A 26,675-nucleotide genomic window follows, 5' to 3' on the forward strand; every position below is an offset into this window, starting at 1 on the left:
GGCGTCTCCAGGCCCCAACTCCTTCTCCCCCTCGGGAGCCCGCCTTGCGCCGCTCTCCCACCCTGGCCCTCCTCGCCGCCGCCGTGGCTTCCGCGGCCTGCTCCGGGCCCGCGCCGACGAAGCCGTCCCCGGCGTTCTACGACATCACCCCCGCCCCCGCGCGGTCCGGCGAGACCGTGCTGCGGGGCGTCTCGGGCACCAGCGGCGACGAGCACTTCCAGCTCCTCGGCTACACCGCGGGCATGCCCGCCACCCCCGGCAGCCACATCGAGGTCCCGGCCGTGAACGGCCAGTACGTCCGCCTCCACCTCCTGGTCACCAACACCGCCAGGACCTCCGCCACCCTCCCCCTGGCCGCACAGCGCGTCGAGACCTCCGACGGCACCGCCTACTCCCCCGACCTCCCCACCATGTCCCTCAAGCGCCAGCCCCTCACCCCCGACCTCTACGCCCAGTCCCGCCTCGAATTCGACCTCTGGTACGACATCCCCGCCGCCGCCGTCCCCGTCAAGGCCGTCCTCCAGGGCACCACCCCCTACTCCACCACCCCGCCTCCCGCGGTCCACCTCGCCCTCCCGCCTGCTTGATCCGTTCTCGGGGTGGAATTCCCACATTCCGGATGCCAGGGCTCGGGCATCGTGATCGGCGGGAAGGTCTTCCGCGGCGCCCACGGGGCGGCGGGCGAGATCGGCCATCTGCGGGTGCGGAGCGAGGGTTCCTACCGCCTGTGCGGCGGACGCGGATGCCTGGAGACGGTCGTGGGCTTCTAGGTCTCCCACCGCGAGGTATCACGCACCCGATGTTCTCCACGGTGGCGGTGCCGCACACCCGCTCCGCAAAACAGTTGCATTTCGGATCGGCCCTCCCCTGGTGACGCGGCGGCCCGGGGAGGCGCCGCACCCCCTCCCTGCCGGGCCGGCACCGGACCTGAGCCTTCTGGACGGTCCGGAAAGGGCGGTTTCCGGGGAAGTAATTCTCAAGGGTGGAAGCTCGGGTGGGCTGCTGCGAGCATGTGAGCGGATTGTTGATCTGGTCCTCCGACCCCCGGGGAGTGGCGTATGCGGGAGATCGAGTTCAGTCCGTTGGCGGGCGGGTGCCCGGTGGGGACGAGTGCGGGGGTGTTCGACGGGCTGCGGGAAGGGCAGGACGCGTTCTACTCCACGTACGGCAAGGGGTTCTGGGTTCTGACGCGGTACGCCGACGTCCAGGCGGCGTTCCAGGATCCCGGGCTGTTCTCCAGCGCGTCGGTGAACGCGCTGGATCCGGAGCCGCGGTACCGGTGGATTCCGGAGATGCTGGATCCGCCGGAGCACACCGGATGGCGGCGGCTGCTGGCGCCGCATTTCACGCCGGCGGCCGTGAAGGCGCGGGAGCCTCGGGTCCGGGAGCACTGCCGGGCGCTGATCGACGCGATCGCGGCGCGCGGGGAATGCGATTTCGTGTCCGACTTCGCGACGCCGTTCCCGTCGGTGATCTTCCTTGAGCTGATGGGGCTGCCCGTCGAGCGGCTCGAGGAGTTCCTGACGTGGGCACGGGCCATCCTGCACGGGCCGCCCTCCACCAACCCGGGGCGGATGGCCGCGATGGGCCGGGTCACCGCCATGTTCGCCGAGCTCATCGCCGAACGCCGCGCCGACCCGCACGGCGGCCGTCTCCGCGACGGCCTCCTCAGCGACGCCCTCACCTGGACCCTGGACGGCGCGCCGATCCCCGACGACGACCTTCTGGCGTTCTGCCTCCTGCTCTTCATGGCGGGCCTGGACACCGTGACGTCCCAGCTGTCCTACGCGGTCTGGCATCTGGCCGCGCATCCGGCCGACCAGCGGACGCTCCGGGACGAGCCCGGCCTCATCCCGTCGGCCGTCGAGGAGTTCCTGCGCGCCTACCCCGTGGTCCTGCCCGGCCGGAAACTCACCCGTGACGCCGAGTTCGCGGGCTGCCCGATGAAGGAGGGCGACATGGTCATGCTGCCCCTACCGTCGGCCAACCGGGACCCGGCCGCCTTCCCCGACGCCGCCACGGTCGACCTGCGCCGCTCCCCCAACCGCCACCTCGGCTTCGCCGCCGGCCCCCACCGCTGCCTCGGCTCCCACCTGGCCCGCGCCGAACTCCGCATCGCCCTGGAGGAATGGCACCGCGCCATCCCCTCCTACCGCCTCCCCCACCCCGACGCCCCCCGAGAACACACCTTCGGCCTCCTAGGGCTGGACACCCTCCCCCTCACCTGGGAGCAGCCGGCCGACGGGGTCGAGTGACGGGTCAGAGGACCTTGGAGAGGAACTCCTGGAGGCGGGGGTGCGAGGGGGAGGCGAGGAGGGTGGCGGGGTCGCCCTGCTCCAGGATGACGCCTTCGTCCATGAAGACGAGGGTGTCGGCGACCTCGCGGGCGAAGCCGAGTTCGTGGGTGACGACGATCATGGTCATGCCGTCGCGGGCGAGGGTCTTCATGACGTCGAGGACCTCGCCGACCAGTTCGGGGTCGAGGGCGCTGGTGGGCTCGTCGAAGAGCATGAGGTCGGGCTCCATCGCCAGGGCGCGGGCGATGGCGACGCGCTGCTGCTGGCCGCCGGACAGCTGCGACGGGTAGTGCCCGGCCCGGTCGGCCAGGCCGACGCGGTCGAGGAGCGCCGCGGCGGCGGCCCGGACCTTGTCCTTGGGCAGGCGCTTGACCTTGCGGGGCGCCTCCATGACGTTCTCCAGCGCCGTCATGTGCGGGAAGAGGTTGAAGCGCTGGAAGACCATGCCGATCCGGCGGCGTTGCGCGGCGATCTCCCGGACCGGGAGTTCGTGCAGTTTGCCGCCCTTCTCCCGGTAGCCGATGAGCTGCCCGGCGACCGACAGCCGGCCTGAGTTGATCTTCTCCAGATGGTTGATGCAGCGCAGGAACGTCGACTTGCCCGAGCCCGACGGCCCGATGACGCACATCACCTCGCCGCGGTCCACCGCCAGGTCGATGCCGCGCAGCACCTCGGTCCGCCCGAAGCTCTTGTGCACGCCCTCGGACAGGACCATGGGCCCGTCCTGCGCCGCCTCGGGCGGGGCCCCCTCGTCTGACATCAGTGGTCCTTTCCGAGGATGCGCAGCCGCGTCCTCGCCTGCCCCGTGCGGGAGTGGCCCCGGGAGAAGCGGCGTTCGAGGAAGTACTGGCCGACCATGAGGACGCTGGTGAGCACCAGGTACCACAGGCAGGCGGCGACCAGCATCTGGAACGGCCGGAACTCCCGGTTGCCGATCGCCCTGAGCTGGAAGAAGAGCTCGTTCGTCACCGGTACGGCCGCGAGGATCGCGGTGTCCTTGAGCATCGCGATCGTCTCGTTGCCGGTCGGCGGGATGACGACGCGCATCGCCTGCGGCAGCACGATCCGCCGCATCAGCAGCGGCCGGGACATGCCGAGCGCCTCGGCCGCCTCGGCCTGCCCGGGGTCGACCGACTGGATGCCCGCGCGGATGATCTCGGCCATGTAGGCGGCCTCGGACAGCGCCAGCGCGAGCAGGCCCGCGAAGAGCGGCGCGAGGAGCGTGTTCGCGTCGACGGAGAACAGCGTCCCGTCGAGGTCGACGCCGAGGAAGTCGGCGATCTGCCCGGAGAACGGCAGGCCGAGCGTGTAGTGGGCGTACAGGACGCCCATGTTGCCGAACAGCACCGCGAGCACGATGCGCGGGACCGCCCGGAAGAACCACGTGTACAGCCAGGAGACGCCGCTGAGGATCGGGTTGTCCGACAGCCGCATCACCGCGAGGAGCACGCCCAGCAGGATGCCGAGCACCATGGCGCCGACGGTCAGCCGCAGCGTGGTCCAGACGCCCTCCAGGACCGGAGGGGTGAAGGCGTGGTCGTAGATGTAGCCCCACATGAACTGCTCGTTCGTGAGGAGCATGTGCACGAACTGGGCGCCGAGGACGAGGAGGATCGCGATGGCGACCCAGCGTCCCGGGCGCCGGACGGGCACGGCCTTGATGGCTTCGGGCCGGGCCCGTCCGTCACCTGGGTTCGTCATCAGGAGGCCGGGTCCACCGCCGGGTCGGTGATGCCGCCGCCCTCGACGCCCCACTCGGACAGCACCTTGGTGTAGGTGCCGTCGGCGATGAGCGCCTTCGTGGCGTCGGCGAGGACCTTCCCGAAGGGCGAGCCCTTCTTCACGACGTAGCCGTAGGGGGCGGCGTCGTAGATCTCACCGAGGAGCTGCAGGCCGGGGGCCTTGCTGACGGCGTAGGCCGCGATCGGGGAGTCGGCGAGGCCCGCCTCGTCCTTGCCGGACACGACGGCCGCGGTGGCCTCGTCCTGGCCCTGGTACTGGTCGATCGTGATCTCGGGCTTGCCCGCGTCCTTGCACGCCTTCGACTTCGCCTCGATGTCCTCCACCTGGACGGTGGAGGCCTGGACGGCGATCTTCTTGCCGCAGGCGTCGTCGGGCGAGATGGTCGCGCCCGCCTTGCCGAACCACTGGGTGCCGGCGCTGAAGTAGCTCACCATCGAGGCGGCCTGGAGCCGTTCGGGGTTGATGGTGAAGGAGGAGACGCCGACCTCGTACTTGCCGGAGCCGATGCCGGGGATGATGCCGTCGAAGCTGCTGCTGACCCATTCGGTCTTCAGCCCGATCTTGGCGGCGACGGCGTCGAACAGGGCGACGTCCCAGCCGGTGACGGTCTTGCCGTCCTCGTCGAGGAACTCGTTGGGGGCGTAGGAGGAGTCCACGCCGATGACGATCTTGCCGTCGGCCTTGACGTCGGCGGGGACGGCGTCGGCGAGGGCCTTGTCGGCGGCCAACGCGGCCGCCGGGGGCGTGTCGGTGGGGGCGGTGTCGGTGTCGTCACCGCAGGCGGTGAGGCCGACGGCCGCGGCCAGGACGACGGCCCCGGCGGCTACGGTACGGCGGCTGGTGGAGGATCTCACGGCGCGCTCTCCTTGAGGGGTAGGTACTACGTACGACGGGGACTTGGAACGTTCGAAGGGGCCGCCCGGAGGCGGCCCCGCCTTCAGGCCTGCTCAGGCGCCTCGGCCGTCGCGGCCTCCTCTTCGTCGGCCGACAGCTCGCCGCCCAGGTACGCGGCGCGCACCTCGGGGTCGTCGAGCAGGTCGGCGGCGGGCGCGGACTTCACGACCTTGCCGGTCTCCAGCACGTACGCGCGGTGGGCGAGCTTCAGCGCCTGCTGGGCGTTCTGCTCGACCAGCAGCACCGTCGTGCCGCGCCGGTTGATCTCCTCGATGATCGAGAAGATCTGCTGGACGAGCATGGGCGCGAGGCCCATCGACGGCTCGTCGAGCAGCAGGACCTTGGGCTTGGCCATGAGGGCGCGGCCGATGGCGACCATCTGCTGCTCACCGCCCGACATGGTGCCGCCCATCTGGTCCTTGCGCTGGGCCAGCCGCTCGAACAGCTCGTAGACCTCGGCGAGGTCCTTGGCGGTCTCCTTGGCCTGCCCCCGCTTGCGCGTGTAGGCGCCCATGAGGAGGTTGTCCTCGACCGTCATGCCGGGGAAGACGCCGCGACCCTCGGGCGCCTGCCCGATGCCGGCGAGCACCCGCTTGTGGCCGGGCATCTTGGAGATGTCGGCGCCGTCGAAGCGGACCCGCCCCGCGGACAGCTTGCGCAGCCCCGAGATGGTCTTCAGCGTGGTCGTCTTGCCCGCGCCGTTGCCGCCGATGAGGGTGACGATCTCCCCCTCGCCGACCTGGAGCGAGATGCCCTTGAGCGCCTCGACCTTGCCGTAGTGGACGCGGATGTCGTCGATCTCAAGAAGCATCGGCGGGAGCTCCCAAATACGCCTCGATGACCCGGGGGTCGTCCTGGACCTCGCGGGGCAGGCCCTCGGCGATCTTCGTGCCGAAGTCCAGCACCGCGAGGCGGTCGCTGATGCCCATGACGAGGCGCATGTCGTGCTCGATGAGCAGGACGGTGACGCCCGAGTCCCGGATCTTGCGGATGAGGTCCTGGAGGGCGACCTTCTCGGCCGGGTTCATGCCCGCGGCCGGCTCGTCCAGGAGCAGCAGTTTCGGCCGGGTCGCCAGCGCGCGGGCGATCTCCAGCCTGCGCTGGTCGCCGTACGGAAGGTTCTTGGCCGCCTCGTGGCTGCGCCCGCCGATGCCGACGAACTCCAGGAGTTCGGCGGCGCGGGCCCGGCCGTCCCGCTCCTCCCTGCGGTGCCACGGCAGGCCGAGGCCCGCGCCGGCGAGCCCCGTCCTGTGGTGGGCGTCCGCGCCGACCATGACGTTCTCGGTGGCCGACATGTTGTGGAAGAGCCGGATGTTCTGGAACGTCCGGGCGACCCCGGACTTGGTGACCTGGTAGCGCTTCTTGCCGGTGAGCTGCTTCCCGGCGAAGTCCACCTGGCCCGCGGTGGGCTGGTAGACACCGGTGATCACGTTGAACACCGTCGTCTTGCCCGCGCCGTTCGGGCCGATCAGCGCGAAGATCTCGCCGGCGGTGACGGTGAGGTCGAGCTTGTTGATCGCGGTGACGCCGCCGAACTGCATGAGGACCTCACGCATCTCCAGCAGTGGCGCGGGCGCGGGGGCCCCGAGGGACTTCTCGGTCATTTCTGCACCTCGATCTCCACGTCGGCGCCGCCGGGTCCGCCGACCTCGGCGCCCAGCGACCCCATGCCGCCCGAGCCCTCGGACAGTTCGGCCTTGCGCTGCCGGGACGGCAGGATGCCTTCCGGCCGCAACGCCATCATGATCACCAACGCCGCGCCGAACACCAGGACGCGGTACTCGCCGACGCCGCGGACCCGCTCGGGGATCCAGGCGATGAGGAACGCGCCCAGCATGACGCCGGGGATGTTCCCGGAGCCGCCCAGGACCACCGCGGCGAGGATCGTCGCCGACAGGATGAAGGGGAAGTCCTCGGGGATGATCGACGTCGCCTGCGAGCCGTACATGACGCCCGCGAGGCCGCCGAACGCGGCGCCGATGGCGAAGGACGCGAGCTTGAACTTGAACGTCGGGACGCCCATCAGCTCGGCGGCGTCCTCGTCCTCGCGGATCGCGGCCCACGCGCGGCCGACCCGGCTCTTCTCCAGCCGCTTGGCGAAGACGATCGTGAGGACGATCGCCCCGACGAGCAGGTAGTAGTACGGGCGTGAGTCGAGCGCGCCGTACGTGAAGGGGGTCATCCCGTCGAGGTCGAGGGCCTCGGTCAGCGCGTTGGTCGGGACCGCCCAGTCCGTCAGGTTCGGCGGGTGCGGGATGCCCGCGATGCCGTTCGGGCCGCCGATCGCGTCGGTGTTCGTCGCGGTGATCCGGATGATCTCACCGAAGCCGAGGGTGACGATCGCCAGGTAGTCGCCGCGCAGCCGCAGCGTCGGGGCGCCCAGCAGGATGCCCGACAGGGCCGCCAGGAGGATCCCGATGACGATGATCTCCCAGAACGTCCAGCCGTAGATCTTGCCGAGGACGGCCATGGTGTAACCGCCGACCGCGAAGAACGCGACGTAGCCGAGGTCGAGCAGGCCCGCCTGCCCGACGACGACGTTCAGGCCGATCGCCAGCAGGATGTACCCGCCGATCGGGTAGAACAGGATGCTCTGCCAGTCCGAGTGCGGCGACATGAACTCGCCGAGGCCCGCGTGCGGGAGCAGGAGCGCGCCGACGATGAGCGCGGCGTAGACCGTCCAGCGGATCGCGCCCGGCTGGGCGTCCCACCAGTCGCGGATCCCGTCGAGCACGTCGCCGACGGCGCCCCGGGCCCTCCGCAGAGGCTGCTGCTTGCCCTTGCCGGCGGGCTCGGCCTTTTCGTAAGTGCTCATACGCGTGCCTGCTGAAGGGACTCACCGAGGATGCCGGTGGGACGGAACATGAGGACGAGGACCAGGACGGAGAACGCCACGACGTCCTTCCATTCGGAGCCGAAGAAGGCCGACCCGTACATCTCGATGAGACCGAGGACGAGGCCGCCCACGAGCGCGCCGCGCAGGTTGCCGATGCCGCCGAGGACGGCCGCGGTGAACGCCTTGATGCCGAGCAGGAAGCCGACGAAGTAGTTCGTCTCCTCGAACCGCATGAAGTACAGGGCGGCCGCCGCGCCGGCCATCGCGCCGCCGATCGCGAACGTGGCGGTGACGATCCGGTCGATGTTGACGCCCATCAGCACGGACGTCTCGGGGTCCTGCGCGGTGGCACGGATGCCGCGGCCGAGCTTGGTCCGGGTGACGAACTGGTCGAGGGCGATCATCATGAGGACCGCGCCGCAGAAGACGATCAGCTTGTCGTTGCGGACGACGAAGTCCCCGATCGCGAACACGTCGGAGCGCTCGACGAAGTGCCCCTGGACGGGCAGGGCGCCCTTTTCCTTGGGGACGTCGAACCACCAGGGGATGAGGACGCGGGCGAAGAGCTGCTGGAGGAACAGCGACGCGCCGATCGCGGAGATCAGGGCGGCGAGCCGTGACGCGCCGCGTTTGCGCAGCGGCCGGTAGGCCAGGTACTCCAGGGCCACGGCGCTGCCCGCGGAGGCCGCGGCGCCCGCGAGGGCGATGATGAAGACGACGCCGACGAGGGCGATGCCGCCGACCTGGGTGAACCCGAATCCGTTCACGACCGCGAGGGACGCGAACGTGCCGATCATGAAGATCTCGGAGTGCGCGAAGTTGATGAGGCGCAGGACGCCGTACACCATCGTGTAGCCGAGCGCGATCAGCGCGTAGATCGAGCCCAAGGCCAGGCCGTCGACCGTAGAGGGCCAGAACTGGGTCAGAAAGTTGTCGAGCAAGGAAGTCACACCTTCGTGAGGAAGGGGCGGGAACCCGGGGTCACCGCGTTCCCGCCCCTACACGTGCCGATGCCGGACTGCTACTCGTCCTTGGCAGTCTTGGCGTTGCCCAGCAGCGGCAGGGTCTCGCCGGTGACCTTGTAGATGTAGACGTCGTCGGCGGCGATCTCACCGTTGGCCTGGAACTTGATCTGCTTGCTCACACCGGGGAAGTCGGCGGAGGAGATCCAGGTGTTGATGTCCTCGGCGGTGACGTTGCCGGCCTTGATCGCGTTGATGAAGGTCGACGCGGCGTCGTAGGCCTCGGCCGAGTAGATCGCGGTCGGGGAGCTGAACGCGGCCTTGTAGGCGGCGGCGAACTTCTTGCTCGCCTCGCCCGCGGAGCCCTCGGGGTCGATCAGGCAGGGGCAGCCGATGAGCGCGCCGTCGGCGTTGGTGCCGCCCGCGCCCTTGGCCAGGCCCGGGTCGAGGGAGCCGTCGGCCGACAGGAACTTGGCGTCGACGCCGGCCTCGCGGAGCTGCTTGATCAGCTTGCCGCCCTGGGCGTAGTAGCCACCGAAGAAGATCGCGTCGGGGGCGAACGCCTTGGCCTTGTTGACGGTCGAGGAGTAGTCCGAGGCCTTGGCGTCGATCGAGTCGGTCTCGGTGGTCGCGCCACCGGACTCGACGGCCGACTTCACGGTCGCCGCGAGGGGCTGGCCGTAGGTCGACTTGTCGTCGATGACGAAGACCTTCTTGGCGGCCAGGCCCGTGGCGATGAAGCCGCCGATGCCGGCGCCCTGGACGTCGTCGTCGGCGATGACGCGGTGCCAGTACTTCCAGCCGCTCTCGGCGAGGTCGGCGTTGGTGGCGGAGGCCGAAACGCTCGGCACCTTCGCCTCCTCCAGGACCGGGCCGACGGAGGCGGACTCGCCGGAGAACGCCGGGCCGATCAGGCCGACGATCTTGTCTTCCTTGACGGCCTGCTTGGCCAGGGCGACGGCCTGCTCGGGCTTGGCCTGGCTGTCGTAGTCCTTGAGGACGATCTTGACTTCGGGGTTGGTCGCGTTGTACTCGTCGACGGCGAGCTTCGCGGCCTTCTGGATCGGGATGACGATGCCGGAGTTCTCCCCGGTGAGGTCGCCCATGATCCCGATCGTGACCTCAGAGACATCGCCACCACCGCTGGAGTCGTCACCGCCGCCGCAGGCGGTGAGAGCGAGGCTCGCGACACCGGCCACCGCGATGAGGCGGAGAGCTGACGTTCCAAGTTTCATGCCATTGGCTCCTTCACCGGGCCGGCGCGCAGCGACGACCCACGTGGGACTGATTGGCGGAAACGTACTGAACGCCGATCAGGAACACCAGGCCAGAGCCGTTTCCCATCCGTCGTGATGCACAGTCGTGACCTCACCGCTACCAACGGCAAATATCCGAAACCGGGATGTAACACCGCAAAAGTGGCGATTAGCTATTCCTTTGTTTCCACATCCGACTCGACCGCGCTCTCCAGCACCGCTTCGGCGACTTTGCGCATGGTCAGACGGCGGTCCATGGACGTCTTCTGAATCCAGCGGAAAGCCTCCGGTTCCGTCCAGCCGTGCTGGGTCTGGAGGCGGCCTTTGGCGCGATCCACGACCTTCCGCGTCTCCAGGCGATCCTTCAACGTGGTCACCTCGGACTCCAGCTGGCGGATCTCGTCGTACCGGGACACGGCCATCTCGATCGCGGGCACCAGGTCCGCCTTGGTGAAGGGCTTCACCAGGTAGGCCATCGCCCCCGCGCTGCGCGCCCGCTCGACCAGCTCCCGCTGGGAGAACGCGGTCAGCATGACGACCGGGGCCACCCGCTCCCCCGCGATCCGCTCCGCGGCCGAGATGCCGTCGAGGATCGGCATCTTCACATCCAGGATGACCAGATCCGGGCGCAGCTCCGAAGCGAGCTTCACAGCCGTCTCCCCGTCACCGGCCTCTCCCACCACAAGGTAGCCGTCCTCCTCCAGCATCTCCTTGAGGTCGAGCCGGATAAGGGCCTCATCTTCGGCGATCACAACTCGCTTGGCACTCTCGCTCACGCGCACGAGACTACCGGGAACCTGTACCCTGGTGCCTGTCCCGGGTCGGCTAGACCCCGGTGCCGGACATCGCACCATCTGGCCGGCTCCGCCCGACACCCGCCTCGGTATCCCAATTGGCAGAGGAGACGGATTCAAAACCCGTTTGTTGTGGGTTCGACTCCCACCCGAGGCACCGACGAGAACCGCCGCCCCCGCAGGGGACGGCGGTTCTGCGTTTCCGGCCCCCGGAACACCGGCCCGCGCCCCGCCGGGCGGGCGGCGGGGCGGGCGCGCGGCGGCTATCTGTGGGCGATGGCGTCGCCGATGCGGTGGACGCGGAGGGCGTTGGTGGAGCCGGTGGTGCCGGGAGGGGAGCCGGCGACGATGACGACCTTGTCGCCCTTCTGGCAGCGGCCCAGCTCCAGGAGCGCCTGTTCGACCTGGGCGACCATCTCGTCGGTGTGGTCGACGTGCGGGACGAGGAAGGTCTCGACGCCCCAGGAGACGGCCAGACGGTTGCGGACCCGTTCCACCTCGGTGAAGGCCAGGAGGGGGATGGGGCTGCGGTAGCGGGCCAGGCGGCGGGCGGTCTCGCCGGACATGGTGAAGGCGACGAGGGCCTTCGCGCCGACGATGGCGCCGACCTCCGCGGCGGCGCGGGCGATGGCGCCGCCCGTGGTGGTGGGCTTGCGGTCCAGGGAGTGGGCGGCGTAGAGGTGGGCCTCTTCGGCGGCGGCGGCGATCCTGGACATCGTCTCGACGGCCTCGATCGGATACTGGCCGACCGCGGTCTCCCCCGACAGCATGACGGCGTCCGCGCCGTCGAAGATCGCGTTGGCGACGTCGCTGGCCTCCGCGCGGGTGGGCCGCGGCGCGCTGATCATCGACTCCAGCATCTGGGTCGCGACGATCACCGGGTGGGCCTTGTCGCGGGCGAGTTCGATCGCGCGCTTCTGCACGATCGGGACCTGCTCCAGCGGGAGCTCCACGCCCAGGTCGCCGCGGGCGACCATGATGCAGTCGAACGCGTCGACGATCTCGGGCAGGGCGGCGACGGCCTGGGGCTTCTCGATCTTGGCGATGAGGGGGACGCGCACGCCCTCCTCGTCCATGATCCGGTAGCACTCCTGGGCGTCGGCGGCGTTCCGCACGAACGACAGGGCGACCATGTCGACGCCGATGCGCAGCGCCCAGCGGAGGTCGGCCTCGTCCTTCGGGGTCAGGGCGGGCACGCTGACGGCCACGCCCGGGAGGTTCAGGCCCTTGTTGTCGGACACCATGCCGCCGACGACGACCTCGGTGCGCACCCGGACGCCTTCGACCCCGAGCACCTTGAGGGACACCTTGCCGTCGTCGACGAGGACGTAGTCGCCCTCGCTCACGTCGCCGGGCAGCCCCTTGTAGGTGGTGGAGACCTCCTTGCGGGAGCCGGGCACCTCCTCGGTGGTGATCGTGAACTCGTCGCCCACGTTGAGCCGGACCGGGCCGTCGGGGAACCGGCCGAGGCGGATCTTGGGGCCCTGGAGGTCGGCGAGGATGCCGACGCCCCGCCCGGACGACTCCGCCGCGTCACGCAGGAAGCGGTAGACCTCCTCGTGCTGCTCGTGGCTTCCGTGGGACATGTTCAGCCGGGCCACGTCGATGCCCGCCTCGACAAGGGCGAGGATCTGCTCGCGGCTGGAACACGCTGGTCCGATGGTGCTGACTATCTTCGCTCGACGACTCACGGAGTACAGCCTAGGTAGTTACCCGACAGTAGGTGCAAAACAGCAGCTAGACATCACCGTCTGTTCATCAAGGACTTCGTGGAGTGGTCTAGACCAACGGTTTCCGGACCGGTTTCCGCGGGGTCCGCCGGGCGCGCCGCCAGATGTGCCCGGCGGCACACGACGAGGACCGCGGCGAGGCCGACCGTGACGGGAGGGAGCAGGAAGGCCGTCGAGGGGCCGAACCGGTCGGCGAGCTGTCCGCCGAGGGCCGCGCCCGCCGCGATGCCGAGGCCCGTCCCGCCCGTCAGCCAGGTGTAGCCCTCGGTCTTGACGTGCGCGGGCACCAGGCCGTCCAGGACGGTGTAGCCGGTGATGAGCGCGGGCGCGACGACGAGCCCGGCCGCGCCCGCCGCCGCGTACAGCGGACCGGTGGACGAGGCGAGCGGAGGCAGCAGCAGGGCGACCGCGAGCGCCCCCAGCAGGACCGCCAGACGGCCCGGGGCGGCGCCCCGCAGGCGCAGCGCCCCGAAGGCGAGGCCGCCCAGGAGGCTGCCCGCGGAGAACGTCCCGTAGATGGTGCCCGCAGCGCCCGGATCGCCGATCTGCGCCGTGTAGGAGGTGATCGCCACCTGGAGGGCCCCGAACACCGTGCCGACGCCCAGCAGCGCCCCAGCGACGACCGCGACGCCGCGCATCGCGAGCACCCGGGTCCCGCCCGACACCGCCGCGGGCGCCGGTTCCGGCCTGCCGGTCCGGACCGCGGCGAACACCAGCGTCCCGGCGATGACGAGCACGAGGGCCCCGGTCAGCGCCCACACCGGGCTGGCCGCGGTCGCGACCGCGAGCAGCACGACCGGCGCCAGGGTGAACATCAGGTCGTCGGTGACCGCCTCGACCGCGAACGCCGTGCTCGTCCTGCCGCGCGGCAGCAGATGCGCCCAGCGCGCCCGGACCATCGACCCCACCTGCGGCATCGTCGCCCCGGCGAGGCCGGAGAGCGGCACGAGCCAGACCGGTGGCAGGCCCGTCTGCGCGGCGACCAGCAGCGCGCCGAGCGCGACCGCGTGCACCAGCACCTGCGGCACCAGCACCGCCCGCTGCCCGTACCGGTCGGCCAGCCGTCCGGTCTGCGGCGCCGCGACCGCCTGCGCGACGGCCGCGAAGGCCGCCGCGAGCCCGCCCCACCCGTAGGACCCGGTCGCCCATTCGACCAGCAGCAGGGTCCCGATCTGCAACATCGCCTGCGGCAGCCGGGCACAGATCCCCGGCAGCAGGAACCGCCACGCTCCAGCCGTTCCCAGAACCGCAACATACGCCCGCAAAGCCCCGACCCCTCCGTCTCGACGACACTGAGACCGGGGTAGATACCGCCCGAGAACCGGGAACGGCCGCCATGCGGTCGGGGGTGATTTTACGGGGACGATCCGGGTTCGCCCTTTTCCCGCTACTTCAGGATGCGGATGAGGCCCGTGGTGCCGTCGACGGAGAGGGTCATCCCGTCCTTGATCCGGGTGGTGAGCTCGGGGACGCGGACTATCGCGGGGATGCCGAGTTCTCGGGCCACGGTGGCGGCGTGGGTGAGCGGGCCGCCGCGTTCGATGAGGAGCGCGGCGGCGGTGGGCAGCGCGGCGACCCAGCGCGGGTCGGTCCGGCGGGCGACGATGACGCCGCCTTCGGCGTCGGCGGGGGCGTCCAGGAGCCGGGCCACCCCGGTGACGATGCCGGGGGCGCACGGGATGCCGCGGAGGACGTCGCCGGAGGGGTCGCCGGGGTCGGGGCTGCGCAGGCTCCAGTAGACGCTGCCGCGGGTGGTGAAGCGGGGCGGCGGGGCGGGCATGAGGCGCTGCCGGGACTGCTGGTCGCGGCGCAGCTCGGCCAGGGGCCGCAGCTCGCGGTGATCGAGGGTGCCCGCGTAGGCGGCCCGGATCTCCTCCAGCTTGAGGAAGAACACCTCGCGGCGGTCGCCGAGCGCGCCGACCGACTCCAGGTCGCGGCCGATCGCCTGGAACATGCGCCGGGCCACGCCGAACACGCGGACGCGGGCGTGCCTGACCCGCTCGCGTTCGCGCAGCGCCTCGCGGACCTTGGTGCGGACGAGGTGGTAGACGAACCGCTTGGGGCCGCTCAGATGGGCGGCGAGGTAGGCGTCCGCCTCCGCTCGGCGGCTCGCGGAGGCGACGGCCTCCTCGGCGGCTCCCGCGACGCCCTGGAGCGCTTCCTGGAGCAGCGCCATGAGCCGCGCGGGGTCCGCGTGCAGATCGGGCTCCTCGAGGTTCAGCGAGCCGCTCGCGACGTGCCCGAACTCGGCGAGGTAGTCGCTGAGGGCGGCGCGCAGCCATGCCGCGTCGTCGCCGCGCGCGTCGGTGAGCCACCCGGCCAGGTCGGCGGCGGGGCGTGCGGCGATCTCGACGGCCAGGCGCTCGCGCCCCGCGAGGTCCGCGGCGATCGCGGCGAGCCGCGCGGCGGGCGGGGGCGCCTCCGCGCCGGGCTGGACCGCCTCCCACACGACCCAGGGCGGCGCGTCGGGCAACCAGCGCTGGTTGAGGCTCTGGAGCACGCCGAAGGAGAGCATCAGGACGTTGTCGAGGACCGCGGTCGGGCCCCATCGGGTGAGCAGCCGGTCCTCGAGCCGGTACAGCTCCCGGTTGACCTCGTGCCCCGGCAGGTCCGCGTAGTCGACCTCCTCGAACGCCGCGGACGCCTCCGCGAAGTCGTCGACGAACGCGGCGACCGAGCGCCGCGCCCCCATGAACATCCGGACGAACCGGGCGGCGACCCGGAACCGGACCAGCCGCTGCCGTCCCGCGGAGCCGATCGGGTGCTGGGCCTCGGCCAGCTCGTCGGAGGTCTCCCGCACCCCCAGCGCCCGCTCCAGGACCCGCCGGTGCAGCTTGTACCCCGGGAGCAGCCGGATGACCTTGTACCAGTTGAGGACGTTGTAGTAGACCCGCCCGTCGAAGTAGCCCAGCATGTCGCCGAACCACTCGTCCATCCGGGCGATGTCGCTCTCCGGGACGCCCAGCGCGCGTACGTGGTCCCGGTACACCTTCTGGTAGGCGAGGCGCGCGAAGCTGAACGTCAGGGGCGCGGTGACCTCGCCGAAGTCCTCGTCGATGTCGGCGCTGTCCCACACCCGCAGCTCGCCCTCGGCCTCCCGGAGCGTGGTGATCGGCCGGGCCTGCAGGACATGGAAGGCGCCGTCGTGCAACGCCCACTCGATGTCCTGCGGGCAGCCGAACAGCCGCTCCACCCGGGCGCCGAGATCGCCGAGGTCGCCCACCTGCTCGTTGCTGAGCGCGAACCGCACGCGGTGGTGGCTCGAGACCCGGCTGAGCACGGGACCGCCCGGGCCCGGGTCGAGCCGCTCGGCCTTCTCCCCGATGACGGCGTCGCCGACGACCCCGCTCGTGCGGTCGAGGGTGAGGGTGTCGGGGTCGACCGCCCCGGACGAGAGCGTCTCGCCCAGCCCATAGACACAGCTGATGAGCGCCTGGTCGCGGTCCCCGGTGACGGGATGGGCCGTGAACATCACCCCGGACACCTCGGCCGGGACGATCCGCTGCACGATGACGGCGAGGTCGATCCGGTCGGTCGGCAGCCCGTGCAGCCACCGGTAGACCAGGGACCGGGCGGAGTAGGCCGACGCCCAGCATTCCCTGACGTGCTCGGCGACGGCGTCGAACCCGCTCAGCCCGAGGAACGAGGAGTACTGCCCGGCGAACGACACATTGGGCAGGTCCTCGTCTGCGCCGGAGGACCGGACCGCGACGGTGCCCTGCCCGACCGCGTCGTAGGCCCGCCAGATCGCCGACAGGGCCGCGCCGTCCAGCGGGGTCACCGAGAACGCCTTGGCGATCCGCTCCGCGGTGTCGTAGGCGGTGTCGGGATTGAGCCCGGTGAGCAGGGCGGCGATCTCGGCGTCGAGCCCGGACCGCAGCCGGAAGTCGCGCAGCACGTCGAGGCCGAGGACCGACCACTCGGGCACGCTGAAGCCCGCGTCGGCGAGCCGGCGCAGGTGTGCGGCCTTACCGCCGATCACGCGCGCACCACCTCGGCGGTGACCGCGCAGACCTCGATGCCGTCCTGGGCGAAGGAAACCGCGACCGCGACCTTGCCGCCGCGGTCGGCGACGATGCGCGCGGTGCAGCTGAGCGCGGTGTCGAGCTCGCCGACGCCGGGGTGGCCGCTGTCGAGCACGATGACGGCGAGCTGGCCCGCGGGCAGCGCGAGATGCCGGGAGGTCGCCCACAGCGCGGCCTGGCGCGCCGCCTCCATGAGCGCGACGCCGGGGACATGGTCCTGCGGCTGGTCGAAGAGCCCGGGGTTGGCCGGGTCGACGACGACGCGGGCGGTCATCGTCCCGGGCCGCCAGAGCGGGTCGGCGAGCACCACGTTGTCGTCGTGGCTGCGGCCGACGGCGCGGGCCGAGGGGAACGTCCCGCTCATGTCGGGCACACCGATCTCGGCGCCGAGCCCGTGCCTGGCCCGGCCCTCGAGGCGTTCCGCCTGCCACGCGGACTCGCTCATCCAGGAGAACGACAGGGTCGCGGTCGCCAGCGGGACGCCGTCGGCGCCTTCGTCGAGGCCGAAGAACCCGAAAGCCAGGTCCAGGCCGTCGCGGCGGGCCTCGGTGACGGTCGCCTCGATGCGGACGCGCCGGTGCGCGCAGGCGCCGGGGACCAGCGCGGCCCGCAGCCCGCGCAGGGCGAACCGCGCGTCGTCGGGCGCGCCGTGGTGGGCGTGCGCGAGGACGTAGGCGCTCTGCCCGGCGAGTTCCAGGATCGGCGCGAGGTCGAGGCCGGAGCCGGAGCGCGGCACGTCGTTGAGGTAGCGGTGCGCGGTCGGCAGCTCGCCGGCGAGCAGCACCGCCCCGTCGGGCGCGGCGACCTGGTCGGTGAGCAGCACGCCCGCGGGCCCCGCCTTGTGGACGAGCCGGTAGGGCAGGGTCCGGTCGAAGCGCAGCGGGCGCCACGGCTGGGCCTTCAGATGCTCCCACTGCGCGGTGGTCACGCCGGTCACCAGCGGCGCCTTGTCCGAGAGGCACGGGGTCGCCGCGGCGCCGCCGAGGACGACTCCGTCCCAGGGGCCGGCGGGGGTGCCGAGTTCGGCGCGCTCGCGTGCGGCGGTGCGGGAGAGGTCGTCGGCGGGGGTGCGCCGGTACAGGTCGGCGATGAGGGCGCGCGCCTCGGTCTCGCGGTCCCGCCCGGCGACGAGGTCGGCGTAGACGCGGCGGCGGTCGGGCCCGTCGAGGAGGATGCCGAACTCGCGGACGAGGTCGGCGGGCTCGTCGGCGGTGTGCGCGAAGGTGACGAGTCCGCTGACCGGCTCGCCCAGTCCGGCGAGGAGGTGGCGGAGCTGCCAGCGTTCGCGCCGGGAGGGGTCGGCGCTGCCTTTGCGCTGGCTGATCCGCAGCGTCGCCGGGATGGGCGCGCGCGGCAGCCTGGCGACGAGCAGGAGGCTCTCGCCCGCGGTGGCGAGGAGGTCGGTGAGGGCGCGGTGCTCGCGGGTGGCGACGTTCCACTGGTACCACCACAACGCGCGGGTGCTGTGCCGGTCGAGCCGCAGCGCCTCGGCGGCGACGACGACCGCGTCCTGCGCGAGCAGCCAGTCGAGTGCGGCCTCCAGTCGGCGTCCCGCGACGGCGTCGGGGGTGAGCAGCACCGTGGCGTGCACGTCGAGGAGGGTCCACGGGTCGGGCGCGGTCGCCATCAGGTCGTCCCAGCCGTCGCGGAAGTAGCTGTCGACGGCGAACAGCGCGCGCTTGCCGGGGAGCGCGGACAGCGCGGCGGGGACGGGTTCGGCGTGCTCCCCGCCGATGGTCATCTCGGGTGCCTCGGCGGGTGCTTCGCTCGCCCCGGCCAGTGCGGTCGTCCCGGTCATGCCCGCCCTCTCCCCACGGCGTCCCCGGTCCGGACGCGCAGTGCACCGGACCGATCACGAACCGTCCTGAAATATCCCTCCAAGAAAGGCCATAGAAGATGATCTGATCTTTGTTGTCAAATCGACACAGGCGACGTCGCCGACGTTCACACACCTTTAACAGGGCGTCCCATTCGGGAGTGTCGCAGGTCACTGCACCGCCGAGAATCCCTGCCTGGTAAGGGATCTCGCTCTGCCAACTGGAGTCAACATGACATTTCGGACCGCAGTCAACACACCCGGTGAATTGCGCAACAACGCCATTCTCTTTTTCCCCGGCCCCAGGCGGCACCCCCTCCCCCCGGCAACGCGGAACGCCCGGCCGCAGGTCACAGGACCGGGCCGGGCGCTCGAAGGGCGTTACAGCTCGTTGCGGATGGCGGTCAGAACATCGGCGGTGGCCGAGACGGGCTCGGCCTCGACGCACAACTGGTCCATCACCGCGAGATAGCGTTCGACGTCGTCGCGCTTGTCCAGATACAGCGCGCTGGTGAGCTGCTCCAGATAGACGATGTCGGGCAGGTCGGGCTCGGCGAAGCGCAGGATGCTGAACGGGCCCCCGGCCGCGGCGTGGCCGCCGCGCGCGAACGGCACGACCTGGACCGTCACCCCGGGCGCCTCCGACAGCTCGATGAGGCGCGCGAGCTGCTCGCGCATCACCGTGCGGCCGCCCAGCGGACGGCGCATCGCCGCCTCGTCGACCACGGTCCACACCTGGGGCGCGTCCTCGCCCGTGAGCAGGCCCTGGCGCTGCATCCGCATCTCCACCCGGCGCTCGATCTCCTCGGCGGGCGCGGCGCTGTGGCCGAGGAGGGTGACCGCGCGGGCGTAGGCCTCGGTCTGGAGCAGGCCGGGGACGAACTGCACCTCGTAGGAGCGGATGCGGCTCGCCGCCTCCTCCAGGCCGATGTAGTTCTCGAACCATTTGGGCAGCACGTCGTTGTAGCGGTGCCACCAGCCGTTGCGGCTGGCCCGCCGGGCCAGGCTCAGCGCCTTGGCCCTTTCCTCCTCGTCCTGGACGCCGTAGAGCGTCAGCAGGTCGGCGACGTCGCGCTCCCGGAAGGACACGCGGCCGAGCTCCAGACGGCTGATCTTGGAGTCCGAGGCGCGGATCGCGTATCCGGCGTCATCGCGGGAGATGCCCTTGGCCTCGCGCAGCCTGCGCAGCTGCGCGCCCAGCAGGATGCGCAGCACGGTGGGCCCGCCGCCGGCCGATGCCGAGATGTCCAACACGGTGGCGGGTGCGGGTGGGACCATCCAGGGCTCCCTGATCCATGGGTCTTCCGAAAGGCTGAGGCATAGGGCCCGAGAGGTCCGATACGCCGGAACACGCGAGTATCCCACGGCACACCGGCGCGTTCCACCCATCCCTATTTCGGACATGAGTAACCGCTCCGAACGGTCCGACCGCGGTGACGGGGCCGGGCGCCGCCGAACGGCGCCCTTCGTGTGCCCCGCGACTCCTAGGCGACTAGATGGTCGAAGTCACCGTCCTTGGCCCCTCCGATGAACGCCTCTATCTCCGCGCGCGTGTACACGAGCACGGGGCCGTCCGGATGCCGCGAGTTGCGCATGGCGATCTCCCCGGTGGGCAGCTCGCTCAACTCGACGCAGTTGCCGCTGGGGTTGCTCCGCCGGCTCTTCAGCCAGCCCCCGGGCGCCTGTCCGTGAAGGGACGGCTTCAGTGCGTGTTCCCCCATGACTTTGCTCCGTTCCAACAACGATCTTTCTGTGCCGCAAGGGCAGATGCACGTGCAGAAGCTCTTGCACCTGCACGCGTCGAAGGGAAAGATAGCGGACACCCACCCGACGCATCATCCGGTCGTGACAGGACATTCCATGACCCTTCAGCGGGCTCCTCGCATGATCCACAGCCGTCGGCTCTCCTGCGCCGACGAGGGCAGATGGCCTGCGATGCTGCCGACACTCGAAGCCGCGCACTGGCCCACGCCCCCCTCCTCGGGCACCGACCGGCTCGTCAGGCGCCCGCTCAGCAGTGATCCGGGATCGCCGGGCTCCGCCCGCGAGTTCACCCGGGAGACACTGCGCGGCTGGAACCTCTCGTGCGTCTTCGGCGACGCGGCGGTGGTGGTCTCCGAACTCGTCACCAACGCGGTCCGCTACGGCCTGCCGGGACGGCACCGGGTGGCGCGCGCGCCGATCCAGCTGATCCTCATGGCCCAGGAGCGGCGGGTGCTCGCGATAGTCACCGACCCCAACCCGGAGCCGCCGGTGCTCGCCGAGCCCGAGGACTTCGCCGAGAGCGGCCGCGGCCTCCAGGTCGTCGCGGGCCTCGCCGAGGCCTGGGGCTGGGCACCGCTGTCGACCGGCGGCAAAGCGGTCTGGTCGTCGTTCGCCCTCGTCTGACCCGTATTCTCCTCCCCGACCGCCACCCGGGTCCGCACGGCCCCGGGAACAATCGACGATCTCCCCTCCGTTCTGTGCTATGAGCGACGCCGCACGGCGCCGCGCACACGGACGGGACCAGGAGGAGTCGGGGGATGCCGAAACCGCCCTTTCCCGAGTCAGCCCGACCTACTGTGGGTAAACAGGAAAGCAGGTCAGAGTTCCGGGGCGGTGAGGGCACATGACCGATACATCCGCCTATATTCTCGCGCCATGAACGTCGGGGGACCTGTCGCCGCGGCGCGGACGGTGCGCGGGGCCGCAGCACGGCGCGAAGCCGACGGCTTCCACCGCACGCCGGTCCCCGATCCCGGCGGCGACTTCATTCTGCACGCGGTGTCCGAGCCCTACGCGGTCGGCGCCCGCGGCCACGGCCCGCTGGTCCTCGTCTGGAACGGGACGGCGTGGACCACCGAGGCCCTGCCTCCCCTTGACGCGGCCCTGCACGGCGCCGTGCTCACCGCGGTCGACGGCACGGTCGCGGCGGGCGGCGCGTTCGACCGGCTCCGCCTCGCCGAAGTCCCCCTGCTGCTGCGCCGCGGCCCCTCCGGATGGCACGACGACGATCCGCCCGAACTCGGCTTCCCCTACGTGCTGACGGGCGTGCGCGGGCCCTGGGCGGTCGGCCACGGCTTCCCCGCGAACGTCGTCCTGCGCCATGACGGCGCGGTCTGGAAACCCGTCGAGGTGCCCGGCCGTCCCGCCAAGCTGCTGACCCTCGCCGTCACGGGTGAGAACCTGCTCGCCGCCGGCGCGCGCGATCGCGAGGGCCTGATCCTGCACCACGACGGCCGCACCTGGCGCGAGTGGCACACCCGCACCGGACCCGTCACCGCGCTGGCGTGCTGGCGCGGCACCGCCTACGCCGCCGCCGGAGACGCCCTGCTGCACTGGACGGGCCGCAAGTGGGCCCGCGAGCAGGCGCCCCTGCGCGTCAACGCCCTGGCCCCGGACCGCACCGGCGTGCAGTGCGCGGGCGCGGACGGCGTCGCGGTGTTCGACGGACGCCGCTGGACCTCCACCCCCCTGCCCGGCACCTGGCTCGGCGCCGACCCCGACTGGCTCGTCGGCACGTCCTGAGGCCCCCGCCCGCCGGGCTCAGGGCTCGACGAGGCCCGCGCGGATCGCGTACCTGGCGAGTTCGAGGCGGTCGCGCATGCCGAGCTTGGCGAGGATGTTCGAGCGGTGCCGGTCGACCGTCTTGACGCTGATGAACAGCGTCTCGGCGATCTCCTTGGTGGAGTTGCCCTCGGCGATCAGCTTGACGACCTCCTCCTCACGCGGCGTGAGGATGCTGTCGGGCAGCCGCTCCCCCTGCCTCTCGCGCTGGAGGTAGTCCCGGATCAGCGCGGTCATCGCGCCCGGGTAGAGGAAGGGCTCGCCGCGCATCGCCGCCCGGCACGCCTCGATGAGGTCCTGGTCGGCCGCCGATTTCAGGACGTACCCGCTCGCGCCGCTCTTCAGCGCCTCGAAGAAGTACTGCTCGTTGTCGTACATCGACAGCATGATGATCCGGACCTGCGGAGCCCGCCGGGAGATCTCCCTGGCGGCCTGGAGGCCGGTCATCCGGGGCATCGCGATGTCCAGCACCGCGAGGTCCACCCCGCCCGGCTCCGCTCCCCCGCCGCAGACGGACTCCACCGCCTCGGCCCCGTCGGCCGCCTCGGCGACCACCGCGAGGTCGGGCTCGGAGTCGAGGATCATGCGCAGGCCCTGGCGGACGAGGGCGTGGTCGTCGGCCAGCAGGATCCGGGTGGTCTCCACGGTCACTTCTCTTTCCCGGCCTCGACGGCCTGTCCTGGCACCGTCAGGGTGACGCGGGTGCCTCCCTGCGGGCGGGCCGCCACGGTCAGCCGGGCCCGGATCAGCCCGGCCCGCTCCCGCATGCCCCGGATGCCCGCGCCCTCGACGTGCTCGCCGCCCCTGCCGTCGTCGGCGATCGACAGCACGATGTCGCGTCCGCGCAGGGTCAGGCCCATCTCCACCCGAGACGCCCCGGCGTGCCGCATCACGTTCGTCAGGCTCTCCTGGGCCACCCGGTACAGCACGAGTTCGACGTCCTGGCCGAGGTCCTCGGGCAGCTCTGGGTCGATCAGCCGGGTCACGGGCAGGCCGCTGGTCCGGGAGAAGTCGCTGATGAGGGACTTGAGGGCGCTGCGCAGGCCGAGGTCCTCCAGGACGCCGGGCCGCAGCCGGTGGGCGATCCGCCGGACCTCCTCCAGACTGGCCCGGACGCCCTCCTGAACGGTGTGCAGGTCGGCCACGAGCTCGTCGGGGGCCCGGTCGACGGTGCGCTTGAGCCCGAGCAGGACGACGGTCAGGCTCTGCCCGATCTCGTCGTGCAGCTCGCGCGCGATGCGCATCCGCTCGGCCTCCTGGGCGGCGAGGGTGCGGCCCGCGCTGGCCGTCCGCTCGGTCTCCAGCCGGTCGAGCATCCGGTTGAAGGTGTCGATCAGGTGCGCGAGGTCGCCGTTGCCCTGGTCGGGCAGCCGGTCGCCGCCGCGCAGCAGGTCGACCCGCTGCATGACGGTCGCGAGCTGGTCGAGCGGGGCGAGGCTGCGCCGCAGGAGGAACCCGTTGAGCGCGAGGATCAGCGCGAGCCCGACCAGCAGGACGGGCACTTCCCTCCACACCACCGGGGCGGATACCGTGGCGGGCGACAGGGCGAGGACCAGCGTCCCGCCCGCGAACACCAGGCCGTTGCTGAGGAAGAGCCGCCAGAACAGCGACTGTCCCGGTCCCCTCACCTCACGCGCTCGCTCCGCCCAACGGCGGCCCTGTCCTCCCGGCATCACTCCAGCGTCCTCAGGCTCCGCGGGTCGGTCAATCGGGTCCGGCCCCCATTTCGGCGGGCCGACATGGGGGTGCGCCCCCATCCGAATCTGGGGGTCCGGCCCGATGGTGAGATTGTCCTTTTCGTCCCAAAATGGAGGGGCGAGGAGGTCTTTATGACCATGAGAATCACTCTGGATGGTGGAATGCGAGCGCGCGACATCACCGCGAACCTGCCCACGGTAACGGTGCACGACTCGGTGATGCGTGCGGTGCAGCTCATGGCCGTGCGCCAGCTCCCGGGCCTGATCGTGGTGGACGACCGGGGGAAGCCCTGGTCGGTCCTGCCGGGCACCCAGGTGCTCCGGCTGGCCATCCCGGGAGCCTACCGGGAGACCCCGGCGCTCGCCCGCACCGTCGACGAGGCCCACGCCGACCTGTTCTGGCAGGAGCTCGGCGAGCGCACCGTCGGCGACTGCCTCCCCGAGGCGCCGACCCGTCCCACCACCGTCACCCCCGACACCAACCTGCTCGAGGTGGCGGCGCTGATGGCACGGACCCGCAGCCCCCTGGCCGCGGTCGTGGACGAGCGCGGCGTCCTCATCGGGGCGATCACCCTTGACCGGCTGCTCACCAGCCTTGCCGTCCTCGGACCCGGCGACACCGGCGAGTAAGAGGACCCGGGCGGCGGCGTGACCGCCGCCTTCGGCGTGTCCCCACCTTTCCTCAATACTGGGAGATCTGATGTCCTACTATCTCGACTTTCCATGCCTGAAAAATAGGACTTCGGAAGGCGCCGGACCCCCGGGGTACGCCCGGTGACCGGAATCGTCGCACTCTCCATCTTCACGATCGCCATCGGGCTGATCGCCAGCGAGAAGGTGCACAAGGTCAAGGTCGTCCTCGTGGCGGCCGGCCTGATGGTCGTGCTCGGGATCATCCCCGGCTCCGAGGTCTTCTTCTCCGAGCACGAGGGGATCGACTGGAACGTCATCTTCCTGCTCTTCGGCATGATGATCATCGTCGGGATCATCAAGCAGACGGGACTGTTCGACTTCCTGGCGATCTGGGCGGCCAAGAAGTCCGAAGGCCGGCCCTACAAGCTGATGGTCATGCTCATGGGGCTGACCGCGATCGCCTCGCCGTTCCTGGACAACGTCACGACCATCATGCTCGTGGCGCCCGTGACGGTCGTGGTCTGCGACCGGCTGAGGATCCCGGCGCAGCCGTACCTGATCGCCGAGATCCTCGCGTCGAACATCGGCGGCGCGGCCACCCTGATCGGCGACCCGCCCAACATCATCATCGGCAGCCGCGCGGGCCTGACGTTCAACGACTTCCTGGTGCACATGGCGCCGATCGTCGTGATCATCTTCGTGGTGTTCGTGCTGCTCACCCGGGTGATGTTCCGCAAGTCCTTCGAGTACCACCCCGAGCACGTCGCGGCGGTGATGGCGCTCAACGAGAAGAAGGCGATCACCGACCGCAAGCTCCTCGTGCGCAGCCTCGTCGTGCTCGGCTTCGTGATCGCCGGGTTCTCCCTGCACTCGGTGTTCCACGTCGAGCCGTCGATCGTCGCGCTCGTCGGCGCCGGGGTGATGCTGCTGGTGTCCAGGACCGACGTGAACGACGTGCTGGCCGAGGTCGAATGGCCGACGCTGGTGTTCTTCATGGGCCTGTTCGCGATGGTCGCCGGGCTCGTGCACACCGGGGTCATCGCCACCATCGGCGAGTGGATCTCCGCGACGTTCGCCGACGACACCTTCGCGGCGGCCAGCGTGCTGCTGTGGGGCTCCGCCGTCTTCGGGGCGTTCTTCGACAACATCCCGTACGTCGCCACCGTCGCCCCGATCGTCGAGCAGATGGTCGCGGCCACCCCCGGCGACGGCGAGATGCTGTGGTGGGCGTTCGCGCTCGGCGCCGACTTCGGCGGCAACGGCACCGCGATCGCCGCCAGCGCCAACGTCGTGGCGATCGGCATCGCCGCGCGGACCGGGCACCGGATCAGCTTCTGGCAGTTCACCAAGTACGGCCTGCTGGTCACCCTGATGACCACCGCGATGGCCTGGGCGTACGTCTGGCTCAGGTACTTCGTGCTCGCCTGACCCGCTCGGGCGGTCCGGCGGGGCCGGGCGGGACCGGCGTCCCACCCGGCCCTTTTGCCGCACCCGTCCCGGAAGCTGACAGTCCGCATATCCGGCACCGGGGATACTCCTGGAAATGGAGGCGGTCATCGCGGCGCTGCGGGCGATGCACTGGGGCGTCGTCCCGGTGCTGGTGCTGCTCGCCGTCCTGCACTACGTGTTCGAGGCCACCGCCCTGCGCGCCGCCGCGGGCCGTCCGCTGGGGCTCGGCCGGACCACCCTCACCCAGTTCACCGCCGCCGCGGCGGCCCGGATCACCCCGGGCGGCCTCGGCGGCATCGCGGTGAACGCCCGCTATCTGACGGTCTGTGGGATGGCCCTGCCCGCCGCCGCGACCGCCGTCACCGCCTACGCCGCGGGGCTCGGAATCGGCCGGATCCTCGTCGTGCTCGCGGTGATCGCGCTGACCGGGGACCTCGAGGCGCTCGACGGGGTGGCCGACCGGATCGGGGGGTTCGCGGCGGGGCTCGCCGATCCGCGGATCGCGCTCGCGGCGGGGGCCGTCGCCCTCGCCATCGCGGGGGCGGGGGTCTGGGCGGTGCGCAGGGCGCGTCGGCGAGGCGGGAAGACGCCGCGCGAGACGCTGCGGGAGTCCTGGGAGGCGCTGCGCGACCTCGCCCGGCGGCCCCGCGACCTGTTCGGCGTGCTCGCCTCCTCGGTCGCCGTGGCCGTGGTCCTCGCGCTGGCCTTCGGCCTGTCCGTCCTCGCGGTGCCGGGCACCGAGACCGACGCGGAGCAGTTCGGCGTGCTGGTCGGGGCCTATTTCGTCGGCAGTTTCGTGGGCGCGGCGGTGCCCGTGCCGGGCGGGGTCGGCACCACCGAGGCCGCGTTCACCGGGACGCTCGTCCTGCTCGGGATCGCCGCGCTGCCCGCCCTCCAGGCCGTCCTGGTGTTCCGGCTGATCACCTACTGGGCGCCCGTGCCGGTCGGGATCGCCGCGTCGCGGCTGGCGCTGACCCGTCGGCAGGGCGGCTGACCG

The 26,675-nt window shown here is 71.3% G+C and carries 25 protein-coding genes and 1 tRNA gene; 9 read left to right on the top strand and 17 right to left on the bottom strand.

Annotated elements, in window-relative coordinates:
* Positions 1-44: 44 nt before the first annotated feature.
* The 3 genes from EDD29_RS32125 (at position 45) to EDD29_RS47835 (ending at position 2,255) form a co-directional block, all read left to right on the top strand.
* Positions 45-587, top strand: coding sequence for a DUF4352 domain-containing protein (locus EDD29_RS32125; protein ID WP_123668026.1), 543 nt, complete (start codon positions 45-47; stop codon positions 585-587).
* A gap of 12 nt (positions 588-599) precedes the next feature.
* Positions 600-770, top strand: coding sequence for an ROK family protein (locus EDD29_RS32130; RefSeq protein ID WP_123668027.1), 171 nt, complete (start codon positions 600-602; stop codon positions 768-770).
* Between the two features lie 288 nt (positions 771-1,058).
* Complete coding sequence (locus tag EDD29_RS47835) at positions 1,059-2,255, top strand: cytochrome P450 (protein ID WP_123668028.1); 1,197 nt, start codon at positions 1,059-1,061, stop codon at positions 2,253-2,255.
* 4 nt (positions 2,256-2,259) lie between these two features.
* On the opposite strand, the gene EDD29_RS32140 is transcribed toward EDD29_RS47835, so the two are convergent.
* From EDD29_RS32140 to EDD29_RS32180, 9 genes are all read right to left on the bottom strand, one after another.
* Positions 2,260-3,057, bottom strand: coding sequence for an amino acid ABC transporter ATP-binding protein (locus tag EDD29_RS32140; protein WP_123668029.1), 798 nt, complete (start codon positions 3,055-3,057; stop codon positions 2,260-2,262).
* On the bottom strand, positions 3,057-3,998 hold the full coding sequence (locus EDD29_RS32145; protein WP_123668030.1) for an amino acid ABC transporter permease: 942 nt from the start codon (positions 3,996-3,998) through the stop codon (positions 3,057-3,059). Before EDD29_RS32145 ends, EDD29_RS32140 begins: the two co-directional genes overlap by 1 nt.
* A complete protein-coding gene (locus EDD29_RS32150; RefSeq protein ID WP_123668031.1) occupies positions 3,998-4,894 on the bottom strand; it encodes an ABC transporter substrate-binding protein in 897 nt (298 codons plus the stop codon). The genes EDD29_RS32145 and EDD29_RS32150 overlap by 1 nt, the downstream gene beginning before the upstream one ends.
* A gap of 83 nt (positions 4,895-4,977) precedes the next feature.
* Positions 4,978-5,745 carry an ABC transporter ATP-binding protein gene (locus EDD29_RS32155; protein ID WP_123668032.1) on the bottom strand — a complete coding sequence of 256 codons (768 nt, stop codon included), beginning with the start codon at positions 5,743-5,745 and terminating at the stop codon, positions 4,978-4,980.
* Positions 5,735-6,538, bottom strand: a complete 804-nt coding sequence (locus EDD29_RS32160; protein WP_123668033.1) for an ABC transporter ATP-binding protein — start codon at positions 6,536-6,538, stop codon at positions 5,735-5,737. Before EDD29_RS32160 ends, EDD29_RS32155 begins: the two co-directional genes overlap by 11 nt.
* Positions 6,535-7,749, bottom strand: coding sequence for a branched-chain amino acid ABC transporter permease (locus EDD29_RS32165; RefSeq protein WP_123668034.1), 1,215 nt, complete (start codon positions 7,747-7,749; stop codon positions 6,535-6,537). Before EDD29_RS32165 ends, EDD29_RS32160 begins: the two co-directional genes overlap by 4 nt.
* Complete coding sequence (locus EDD29_RS32170) at positions 7,746-8,711, bottom strand: branched-chain amino acid ABC transporter permease (RefSeq protein ID WP_123668035.1); 966 nt, start codon at positions 8,709-8,711, stop codon at positions 7,746-7,748. The genes EDD29_RS32165 and EDD29_RS32170 overlap by 4 nt, the downstream gene beginning before the upstream one ends.
* Positions 8,712-8,791: 80 nt before the next feature.
* Positions 8,792-9,967 carry a branched-chain amino acid ABC transporter substrate-binding protein gene (locus EDD29_RS32175; protein WP_123668036.1) on the bottom strand — a complete coding sequence of 392 codons (1,176 nt, stop codon included), beginning with the start codon at positions 9,965-9,967 and terminating at the stop codon, positions 8,792-8,794.
* A gap of 194 nt (positions 9,968-10,161) precedes the next feature.
* On the bottom strand, positions 10,162-10,770 hold the full coding sequence (locus EDD29_RS32180) for an ANTAR domain-containing response regulator (protein ID WP_246053110.1): 609 nt from the start codon (positions 10,768-10,770) through the stop codon (positions 10,162-10,164).
* A 95-nt stretch (positions 10,771-10,865) separates the two neighbouring features.
* Here EDD29_RS32180 and EDD29_RS32185 point away from each other — a divergent pair.
* A tRNA-Leu gene (locus EDD29_RS32185) sits at positions 10,866-10,939 on the top strand.
* Positions 10,940-11,045: 106 nt separating this feature from the next.
* On the opposite strand, the gene pyk is transcribed toward EDD29_RS32185, so the two are convergent.
* The 6 genes from pyk to EDD29_RS32215 form a co-directional block, all read right to left on the bottom strand.
* On the bottom strand, positions 11,046-12,473 hold the full coding sequence (gene pyk, locus EDD29_RS32190; protein ID WP_123668038.1) for a pyruvate kinase: 1,428 nt from the start codon (positions 12,471-12,473) through the stop codon (positions 11,046-11,048).
* Between the two features lie 53 nt (positions 12,474-12,526).
* Positions 12,527-13,777, bottom strand: coding sequence for an MFS transporter (locus EDD29_RS32195; protein WP_148086165.1), 1,251 nt, complete (start codon positions 13,775-13,777; stop codon positions 12,527-12,529).
* Positions 13,778-13,899: 122 nt separating this feature from the next.
* On the bottom strand, positions 13,900-16,494 hold the full coding sequence (locus EDD29_RS32200; protein ID WP_170201671.1) for a phosphoenolpyruvate synthase: 2,595 nt from the start codon (positions 16,492-16,494) through the stop codon (positions 13,900-13,902).
* Positions 16,491-18,335: an AfsA-related hotdog domain-containing protein gene (locus tag EDD29_RS32205; protein WP_123668041.1), complete on the bottom strand. Its 1,845-nt coding sequence runs from the start codon at positions 18,333-18,335 to the stop codon at positions 16,491-16,493. The genes EDD29_RS32200 and EDD29_RS32205 overlap by 4 nt, the downstream gene beginning before the upstream one ends.
* A gap of 399 nt (positions 18,336-18,734) precedes the next feature.
* A complete protein-coding gene (locus EDD29_RS32210; protein ID WP_123668042.1) occupies positions 18,735-19,631 on the bottom strand; it encodes a helix-turn-helix domain-containing protein in 897 nt (298 codons plus the stop codon).
* 206 nt (positions 19,632-19,837) lie between these two features.
* Positions 19,838-20,074: a DUF397 domain-containing protein gene (locus EDD29_RS32215; protein ID WP_123668043.1), complete on the bottom strand. Its 237-nt coding sequence runs from the start codon at positions 20,072-20,074 to the stop codon at positions 19,838-19,840.
* A gap of 139 nt (positions 20,075-20,213) precedes the next feature.
* Between EDD29_RS32215 and EDD29_RS32220 the strand changes: the two genes are divergently transcribed.
* Together EDD29_RS32220 and EDD29_RS32225 are read left to right on the top strand one after the other, a co-directional pair.
* Positions 20,214-20,741 carry an ATP-binding protein gene (locus EDD29_RS32220; protein ID WP_170201672.1) on the top strand — a complete coding sequence of 176 codons (528 nt, stop codon included), beginning with the start codon at positions 20,214-20,216 and terminating at the stop codon, positions 20,739-20,741.
* Between the two features lie 252 nt (positions 20,742-20,993).
* Positions 20,994-21,860, top strand: a complete 867-nt coding sequence (locus EDD29_RS32225; protein WP_123668045.1) for a hypothetical protein — start codon at positions 20,994-20,996, stop codon at positions 21,858-21,860.
* An 18-nt stretch (positions 21,861-21,878) separates the two neighbouring features.
* On the opposite strand, the gene EDD29_RS32230 is transcribed toward EDD29_RS32225, so the two are convergent.
* Positions 21,879-22,544, bottom strand: a complete 666-nt coding sequence (locus tag EDD29_RS32230) for a response regulator (protein ID WP_211360054.1) — start codon at positions 22,542-22,544, stop codon at positions 21,879-21,881.
* Positions 22,545-22,546: 2 nt separating this feature from the next.
* On the bottom strand, positions 22,547-23,527 hold the full coding sequence (locus tag EDD29_RS32235; RefSeq protein WP_246053111.1) for a HAMP domain-containing sensor histidine kinase: 981 nt from the start codon (positions 23,525-23,527) through the stop codon (positions 22,547-22,549).
* 207 nt (positions 23,528-23,734) lie between these two features.
* Here EDD29_RS32235 and EDD29_RS32240 point away from each other — a divergent pair, with 207 nt between their 5' ends.
* The 3 genes from EDD29_RS32240 (at position 23,735) to EDD29_RS32250 (ending at position 26,672) form a co-directional block, all read left to right on the top strand.
* Positions 23,735-24,226 carry a CBS domain-containing protein gene (locus tag EDD29_RS32240; RefSeq protein WP_246053112.1) on the top strand — a complete coding sequence of 164 codons (492 nt, stop codon included), beginning with the start codon at positions 23,735-23,737 and terminating at the stop codon, positions 24,224-24,226.
* Positions 24,227-24,370: 144 nt separating this feature from the next.
* On the top strand, positions 24,371-25,657 hold the full coding sequence (locus EDD29_RS32245) for an ArsB/NhaD family transporter (RefSeq protein WP_123668049.1): 1,287 nt from the start codon (positions 24,371-24,373) through the stop codon (positions 25,655-25,657).
* A 115-nt stretch (positions 25,658-25,772) separates the two neighbouring features.
* Positions 25,773-26,672 carry a lysylphosphatidylglycerol synthase transmembrane domain-containing protein gene (locus EDD29_RS32250; protein ID WP_123668050.1) on the top strand — a complete coding sequence of 300 codons (900 nt, stop codon included), beginning with the start codon at positions 25,773-25,775 and terminating at the stop codon, positions 26,670-26,672.
* The last annotated feature ends 3 nt before the right edge of the window (positions 26,673-26,675 follow it).

It is taken from the genome of Actinocorallia herbida, assembly GCF_003751225.1.
Taxonomy (GTDB): domain Bacteria; phylum Actinomycetota; class Actinomycetes; order Streptosporangiales; family Streptosporangiaceae; genus Actinocorallia; species Actinocorallia herbida.